4 protein-coding genes are annotated in these 6,401 nt (G+C 70.7%); 2 read left to right on the top strand and 2 right to left on the bottom strand.

The window, feature by feature from the left end:
• Both HV824_RS34500 and HV824_RS34505 read left to right on the top strand, forming a co-directional pair.
• Positions 1-688 (top strand): phosphopantetheine-binding protein (locus HV824_RS34500; RefSeq protein WP_176425161.1); only part of this gene is annotated, 688 nt, incomplete at its 5' end.
• A gap of 48 nt (positions 689-736) precedes the next feature.
• Complete coding sequence (locus HV824_RS34505; RefSeq protein WP_176425162.1) at positions 737-3,928, top strand: type I polyketide synthase; 3,192 nt, start codon at positions 737-739, stop codon at positions 3,926-3,928.
• 104 nt (positions 3,929-4,032) lie between these two features.
• On the opposite strand, the gene HV824_RS34510 is transcribed toward HV824_RS34505, so the two are convergent.
• Together HV824_RS34510 and HV824_RS34515 are read right to left on the bottom strand one after the other, a co-directional pair.
• Positions 4,033-5,331, bottom strand: a complete 1,299-nt coding sequence (locus HV824_RS34510; RefSeq protein ID WP_176421503.1) for an ELWxxDGT repeat protein — start codon at positions 5,329-5,331, stop codon at positions 4,033-4,035.
• 292 nt (positions 5,332-5,623) lie between these two features.
• On the bottom strand, positions 5,624-6,100 hold the full coding sequence (locus HV824_RS34515) for a hypothetical protein (RefSeq protein ID WP_176425163.1): 477 nt from the start codon (positions 6,098-6,100) through the stop codon (positions 5,624-5,626).
• Positions 6,101-6,401: the final 301 nt, after the last annotated feature.

The raw sequence follows: 6,401 nt of genomic DNA on the forward strand, positions 1-6,401 counted from the left end.
CTCCAACGCCACGGCGCTGGGCGGGCTGGGGCTGGGGGCCTACGCGGCGGCCAACGCCTTCCTGGATGCCTTCGCGGTGGCGCGCTCGCGGACCGGAGGCACGCGGTGGCTGAGCACCAACTGGGATGGCTGGCCGGTGGACGCCGCCGAGGGCGCGAAGGCCGTCCAGACGAGCATCGACCAGTTCGCCATGACGCCCGACGAGGCGGTGGAGGCCTTCCGCCGGGTGGTGGAGGCGCCGTTGGAAGGGCAGGTGCTGGTGTCCACGGGCAACCTGGACGCGCGCGTGGCGCAGTGGGTGCGCCGCGAAGGCGCGGGGGCGAAGAAGGACGCGGGTGCCGCGCTGCACTCGCGGCCCGCGCTGGGCACCGAGTACGTGGCGCCCACCGATGACGTGGAGCGCGCGCTCGTGCGGGTGTGGCAGGAGCAACTGGGCCTGGAGCAGCTCGGCATCCACGACAACTTCTTCGACCTGGGAGGGAATTCACTCCTGTGGCTGAAGATCGTCGGGCGCATGAAGCGGGAGCTGGGGCGGGACGTGCCCCTCACCAGCGTCTTCGAGGCCCCCACCGTGGCCACGCTGGCGAAGAAGCTGGGGCAGGGCCCGGCTCCGGCGGAGAACCCCGCCTTCGAGTCCAGCCAGAGCCGTGGGGCTCAACGCAGAGAGCGACGCAGCCGCCGCGAGTAGGGCCCGCGCCGACGCCCCCTCGACCTACGAGAACCTGGAGACGACACCGTGGACAGCAAGCCCCCTCAGGAGTTCGACGACGCAGACGTCGCCATCATCGGCATGGCCGGGCGCTTTCCCGGCGCTCCGGATGTGGCCACGCTGTGGGCCAACCTCCGCGCGGGGGTGGAGTCCATCCGCTTCTTCTCCAAGGAGGAGGCCCGCGCGGCCGGTGTGCCAGCGGCGCGGCTGGAGGACCCGTCCTTCGTGAGGGCCGCGGCCATCCTGCCGGAGCCGGAGTCCTTCGACGCGGCCTTCTTCGAGATGCCGCCGCGCGAGGCGGAGCTCACGGACCCTCAACACCGTGTCTTCCTGGAGGGGTGCTGGGAGGCGCTGGAGCACGCTGGCTACTCTCCGCGTGACTACGCTGGCGCCATCTCCGTGTTCGGCGGCGCCACGCTCAACACGTACCTGCTGATGAACCTGGCGCGGAACCCGCGCGTCCTGGAGTCCTTCGAGCCGGTGCAGGTGAACATCGGCAACGGGGGCGACTTCCTGGCCACCCGCGTCTCATACAAGCTCAACCTGCGGGGCGCGAGCCACACCGTGCAGAGCGCCTGCTCCACGTCGCTGGTGGCGGTGCACCTGGCTTGCCAGAGCCTGCTCAATGGCGAGTGCGACATGGCGCTCGCGGGCGGTGCGTCCATCAACGTGGGGTTCTTCAACGGGTACCGGTACGCGGAGGGCGGCATGGCCTCGCCGGACGGCCGCTGCCGACCCTTCGACGCGAAGGCGCAGGGCACGCTCTTCGGCAGCGGCGCGGGCGTGGTGCTGCTGAAGAAGCTGCGCGCCGCGGTGCGGGACGGTGACACCATCCATGCCGTCATCAAGGGCTCGGCCACCAACAACGACGGTGGGCTGAAGGCGGGCTTCACCGCGCCCAGCGTGGACGGCCAGGCCCAGGTGGTGGCGGAGGCGCTCGCGGCGTCGGCCCTGGAGGCGGACGACATCAGCTACGTGGAGGCCCATGGCACCGCCACGCCGCTGGGCGACCCCATCGAGGTGCAGGCGCTCACCAAGGCCTTCCGTGCCACAACCCAGCGGCGGCGCTTCTGTGCGCTGGGCTCGGTGAAGGGCAACCTGGGCCACCTGGACGCCGCCGCGGGCATCACCGGGCTGATGAAGACGGTGATGGCGCTGAAGCACGGCGAGCTGCCGCCCAGCCTCCACTACGAGCGTCCCAACCCGGCCATCGACTTCGACGGCAGCCCGTTCTACGTCAACGCCACGCTCAAGCCCTGGCCCGCGGGGGACTCGCCGCGGCGCGCGGGCGTGAGCTCCTTCGGCGTGGGTGGCACCAACGCGCACGTGGTGCTGGAAGAGGCCCCCGTGCTGCCCGCGAGCGCACCGTCGCGGCGTGCATGGCACCTGCTGCCCGTGTCCGCCCGGACACCGTCGGCGTTGGAGTCGGCCACGGCGCGGCTGGTGGAGGCCTTGAAGAGCTCGCGGGCGGTGAGCCTGGCGGACGTGGCCTGGACGCTCCAGTCAGGGCGCCAGCGTTTCCTGCACCGTCGCTTCGTGCTGGCGAGGAGCGTGGAGGATGCCGTCGACGCGCTGTCGCAGCCACAGGGCCCTCGCGTGCTCACGGAGGCTCAAGACGCGGTGGAGCGGTCCGTGGCGTTCCTCTTCCCGGGCCAGGGCTCGCAGCATGTGGACATGGGCCGAGCGCTGTACGAGGCAGAGCCCGTCTTCCGCGCGGAGGTGGACCGGTGCGCGGAGCTGCTGAAGCCGCACCTGGACGGACTGGACCTGCGGACGGTGCTGTACCCACGGCCCGAGGCCGCGGAGGTCAGCGGCACGAAGCTTTCGCAGACGGCGCTCACGCAGCCCGCGCTCTTCACGCTGGAGTACGCCACCGCGCGCCTGTGGATGTCCTGGGGCGTGATGCCGCGGGCCATGCTGGGGCACAGCATCGGTGAATACGTGGCGGCGTGCCTCGCGGGCGTCTTCTCCCTGGAGCACGCACTGCGGCTGGTGGCCGCGCGTGGCCGGCTCATGCAGGGACTGCCTTCCGGCGCGATGCTGGCGGTGCCCCTGTCCGAAGACGAGGTGCAGCCGTACCTGCGGGCAGGTGGAGCGGAGCTGAGTCTGGCGGCTGTCAATGGCCCCATGCAGTGCGTGCTGTCGGGGACGCACGCAGCCGTCGAGGCGGTGCGGAAGCAGCTCCAGGAGGCGGGGATTCAGTGCCAGCCGCTGGTGACGTCGCATGCCTTCCACTCATCGATGATGGACTCCATCCTCGACGCGTTCGCCGCGCAGGTGGCGACGGTGCCGCTGGCGCCGCCAACGCTTCCATTCGTCTCCAACGTCACCGGGACCTGGGTGACGGCCGAGCAGGCGACGAGCCCTCGTTACTGGGCCGAGCACCTGCGCGGGACGGTGCGCTTCGCGGATGGCTTGCACGCGCTCTTCACCGACGCCAGGCGCGTGTTGCTGGAGGCGGGCCCCGGCCAGGTGCTGGGGAAGCTGGCGAAGCGGCACCCGGCCTTCACGGCCTCGCATGCCGTGTTGGCTTCCATGCCGCCGCCCAAGGACGACGGGGCCGCCGGCATGGCGCCGCTGGCCTATGAGACGCTCGGCCGGCTCTGGCAAGCGGGCGCCCGCGTGGACTGGAAGGGCTTCCACGGCGCGGAGCTGCGCTACCGGGTGCCGCTCCCCACCTATCCCTTCGAGCGCCAGCGCTTCTGGATCGAGCCCGACGGCGTCGAGCCCGCGCCTCGTGTCGCGATTGCATCCCAGCCTGAGGTGGCGGCGCCGGACGCCACGCCTCAGCCGCCGCGGGCGGAGCAGGGGGGCGAAGCCGCCAGCGCGCGCCCGTGTCAACCGCGTCCGCAGCTTCGCAGCGCGTACGTCATGCCGGGCACGCCACTCCAGCGGTCATTGGTGGAGCTGTGGCAGGAGATGCTGGGCGTGGCGCCCATCGGCATCCAGGACAACTTCTTTGAGCTCGGCGGTGATTCGCTCATCGCCGTGCAGCTCAGTGGCCGCATCAAGAAGCAGTTGGGCTTGGACCTGCCTGCGTCGAGCCTCTACGAAGGCGTCACCGTTGAGGCACTGTCGGCGTTGCTGAAGCCAGCGGAAGCCGAGGGGCAGGAGCGCCGTGAGGCGGCGCCAGCGGCGGATGCCTTGCTCCAGCGCCGCAAGCAGACCCTGGCGCGCCAGCGCGACCTTCGCCGCTTCGACGACGACGACGACGTGTGACGGCTTCACCGCTTGCCCCGAGGGGCGGCGCGGCAGAGGCGCGAGCGCCGCGGACAAGCCGCGCCCTGCCGTTCCTTGATGTCATCGGCGCTGGCGAGCCACGCTCAGGGCACTGGGCAGTAGGAGCCCGTCTTCAGGGCCCAGAGCGATGTGGCGTCTTCCCTGGTGGAGGTGAAGAAGACATGCCCGCCGGAGCGGTAGAACGCCGCGTCGGGGTCGAACCCAAGCCGCCGTGGATTCGAGCCCACCGGGCCGGGCTCGAGGTCCGCCACCAGGCGCGCGCGTCCGTGGAAGATCTTCCAGGGCTCGGCGCCGTGCTCGCCGTCGTCCGCGACGAAGTAGAGCTTCCGGTTCACGACCCGGAGACCGTAGGGGTCCGAGCTCTCAGCCCCGGGCCAGAGGTCCTTCGCCAAGCGGGTGCCGTTCACCGTGCCGTCGGTCGACCAGAGTTCTCGTCCGTGGACGCCGTCGTCGGCGGAGAAGTAGAGCCGGTCCTTGAATACCATCAGCTCGGTAGGGATGGCGCCTTCCGCTGCGCCAGGCCGGATGTCCGCGAAGAGGTGGGTCCCCGCGGGCGTACCGTCGCTCACCCAGAGCTCCATGCTGAAGAACCCGGCGTCGGAGCCCTCTGTCTCGGCGACGAAGAAGAGCCGGCCGTCGAACGCGGTGAACTCACGGGGCGTGGAGACGTCTCCAAAGTGCTTCACCAGCGCGGCACCTCCCGGTGTCCCATCGCTGGTGTACAGGTACGGCCTGCCTCGGTCCCCCGGGTCGATGAGGAAGAAGAGCCGGTCCCCCACCGCCTCCAGGCGGAAGATGGACGTCTCGCTGGCGCGGATGCGGAAGAGCTCGACGATGCGCCCCGCAGGCGTCAGCTTCAACAGCGCGACGCCCTCCTCGTCCTCGTCCAGGTGCGCGCCGAAGACGAAGTCGCCGCTCGCGGTGATGACATTCCGGGCGATGGTGCTGGACGCGGGCCCTGGATTGACGTCCGCGCGCAGCCGGGTGCCCTTGCGCGTGCCATCGCTGCTCCACAGCTCCACACCGTGCCCAGGTGAGTACATCCGGAAGAGCAGCTTGCCTCGGTACTCGCGCAGCGGCGTGGGGTCCGAGAGGGTGCCGGTTTGTGCGGACGTGACGAGCGCGAAGGTGCCTGCCTTCGTGCCGTCACTTCGCCACAGTGTGCGGCCGGACACGAAGAAGAGCAGGCCCTTCGCCTCGATGAGGTCTCGCAGTCCACCGCCCGCCTCGTCGCGAGGGAAGTCCCGCACCTCCACCGCGCTGCCCGCCGTCGCGTCGCTCTTCCAGAGCGCGGTGCCCACGGCGAAGAACAGCGTGCCGTTCACCTCCGTCAGGTTGCTCACGTCCGTGGCCGCGAATAGCCCTGCCCGGACCGCCGGCACGCAGGACTCCTCACTTTCCTGCTCCGTGGACAAGAGCGCCTCGCCCGGAGGCCCCTCCTCTCCAAACTCCACCGGCGGCGCATCACAGTGGGTGAGCCCCAGTGCCAATAGGATAAGTGGGAGCCGTCTGAAACCCTTGCCCATGATTCCTCCTCCGCCGCGAGGCGGCATGCCTCACGCGGTGAGGGAAGCTGGGGCACCGCGTGCGAGGAGCCATCTGCTCGGCGGGTGGGTCGTGCTGGTCTGCCACGGACACAGTGGCCCTCGCGTCCCCAGGCCTGCGAACCCGCATTCAGGGGGCTGGCATGGCTCCGGGCTCGAGCGGCGCGAAGGGGTTCGGGCCCAGGTCCTCGAGCGTGAAGTCATCCATCGTCATCGTGCCGACGCGCTCCAGGGCCAGCCCTACGCTCAGCCCCAGGGCCCCGGAGGGCGCGGGGGGCGTCGTCCACTCGGCGTAGCCGTAGGCGCCGCGCGTGGGCAGCAGCGCGCTTTGCGCCCACCACAGCCAGCCGCCCGCGGCGTTGCGGTAGTACGCCTTGAAGCGGGGCGCGGCATTGGCCTTGTACCAGGCGGATACCCTGTAGCGGTGGCCAGCGGTGAGTGGCGGCGCGCACACGCCGAAATCCTGCTGGGAGATGAGCTTGCGATCTCCGTTGGAGGAGCTGGTGATGTTCACGCGCTGGGCCCAGCTCCCCGAGCGGGCGTCCGTCGTCCGCGACCAGCTGTAGGCGTTGGTGCCAAAGCCGCCGCGCTGCCAGCAGTCCGGCACCCCGTCTCTCTGCACGGAGCCGTGGTTGCGGAGGGTGTAGGCGTCTCTCGGTGGAACGGTCTCCGCGTAAGCACACCTGGTGCCGCTGCGAGTCCACGTCCAGCGGGGGGAGCTGGACGTGGGACACCGTGTGGCCGCCCACCTCATGGCCAGCGTCCTGGAGCCGCCAGCGCTGACCGAGCGACAGGTAGCGCCTCCTCGGCGTCGGAGAGCGCGGCGCCCCGGCACGCCAGGACCATCAAGGGCGCGACCACGAGCAATGACAACCAGGGCGGGGGCGAACCCGCGGGAGGGGGAGAGG

It is taken from the genome of Myxococcus sp. AM009 (assembly GCF_013372605.1).
GTDB lineage: Bacteria > Myxococcota > Myxococcia > Myxococcales > Myxococcaceae > Myxococcus > Myxococcus vastator.